This window comes from Terrimonas ginsenosidimutans (assembly GCF_022012415.1).
Lineage (GTDB): Bacteria > Bacteroidota > Bacteroidia > Chitinophagales > Chitinophagaceae > Terrimonas_A > Terrimonas_A ginsenosidimutans.
Map to the genome: position 1 here is coordinate 1 of NZ_JAKLTR010000048.1, position 1,825 is coordinate 1,825.

Annotated in this window: 1 protein-coding gene; it reads right to left on the reverse strand. The window is 45.6% G+C overall.

The features are described from left to right. Window positions 1-141: 141 nt before the first annotated feature. Window positions 142-1,686, reverse strand: coding sequence for an IS1182 family transposase (locus LZZ85_RS28255; protein ID WP_237877507.1), 1,545 nt, complete (start codon window positions 1,684-1,686; stop codon window positions 142-144). Window positions 1,687-1,825 lie beyond the last annotated feature (139 nt).

A 1,825-nucleotide genomic window follows, 5' to 3' on the forward strand; every position in this document is an offset into this window, starting at 1 on the left:
GAGGCTGTCTCAAAAGTAGAGACGGCCTCTTTTTTCGCTATAACGTCCTGTAGCTCGTATTAACAGAGAGCTGTACTTTATGGGATCAAGATTTGCGAAGGAGTTTTTTTCGAGTTGAAAAAGGCTTTTTCACCTGCTTTTTTACGCCGCTTTCTTTCTTAAGTTATGGGCCAGAGCGAGTAAACCCAGTTCAACATTCACTTTTTCTTTTCCGCGCAGCATGAACCGTTTAAACTGATGGTTATGTTTAATATTGGCGAACACCGGCTCTATATCATAACACCGTTGCTTGCGCTTTTGTATGCCACGTTTACTCTTTAAACGCTTATCGGCTTTATGTTTCAGGCGCCGGCTGTTCAGGCTGATCTCTGCGATGCGATCACCTTCCTGCTGATGGCAGACTCCTTTCAATAGACATCTATCACAGTTGGTTGCCTGGTATTTATCGATCACCTGAACGTATCCTCCTTTGGTTTGCTCTATCTTCCAGCCGATCTTTTTCATCGGTTCTCCGATCGGACAGATCAACTGGTCTTTAACTTCATCATAGTCCAGTTTATCCACGGTAAAGGGGGCTTTGCCTTGAAGCTTTTCGTGCTGCATCCGGTCGAACTGACTATGCTTGACATAAGCCGTGATCCGTTTATCTTCCAGCCACTGGTAGTTCTGTTCACTGCCATAGCCGGCATCAGTGGTAATTGTGCCCGGCTTTTGTTTAAAGCTTTTGATATGTTGCTGCAGGTGATCGATCAGGGTATTGGTATCGGTGGTATTTTGATGGATGCTGTAGGAAGCGATGTATTGACTATTGCTGCTGATCTGTACATTGTAAGCCGGCTTTAACTGACCGTTCTTCATATGATCTTCCTTCATCCGCATGAACGTCGCATCTTTGTCGGTCTTGCTATAGCTGCTTCTTTTCTCCCCTATGATCTGCTCCTGTTGTTCATATCTTGCCAGTGCATCAGGCCAGTTCTTTCTGGCATAGTTCAGTTTTTGTCTTTTGTCCTTGCTGATCTTCTTATCCTTCAGCACTGTATTGATATGATCGATGGCCTCTCTCATTTTCTCCGGCGTGATCTTATCAAAGCCGGATGGGTCTGTATCGTCCAGTTCGCAAGCCGCCACTGATTTTGCGTACTGCCAAAGCTCATTGAGCTGCTGCTTCATTTTCTCCCGGTTGGTCCTGATCGCATTACCCCATACGAACGTATAGCGGTTAGCGTTCGCTTCTATTTTGGTTCCGTCCGTGTACAGATCTTTGATACTTAACAGCCCCTCTTCGCACAACAGCAACACCACCTGCGTAAAAATGGGTTGCAATGTTTGCTGAAGGCGCTGACTGCGGAACCGGTTGATCGTATTATGATCCGGCGTGCTCATGCCCGCCAGCCACATAAAGTGGATGTGCTGCGATACCGTCTCTTCTATTTTACGGCTGCTATAGATGTTATTGATGTAAGCATATACCAACACTTTTAGCAGCATCCGCGGATGATAGCTACTCGTGCCTCCTGGTTTATACTGATGGAGCAACTCACTGATATCCACCTTGTCCAACACCGCATTGACCACCCGCACCGGATGTGCGGAGCCTATCAGATCGTTTAGGTCAGGGGGAAGAAGCATCCCCTGATTCTGATGGTTGCTTTTAAAGACAACCGATAATGTTTTGCCTCTTGCCATGTCCGTTCTGTAGCAAAAACAATGCATCCACACATAAACGTAACCTAATTATTTATGCAGGCCGGTTGGGGATAAACCCACCTCAAAAAATGAAAATAAAAAAAGCTGCCTCAAAATTACTTTTGAGACAGCCTCTTTT

Bases quoted from the DNA above. Each gene is read 5' to 3' on its own strand.
- LZZ85_RS28255 (WP_237877507.1), bottom strand. From the start codon at position 1,686: ATGGCAAGAGGCAAAACATTATCGGTTGTCTTTAAAAGCAACCATCAG.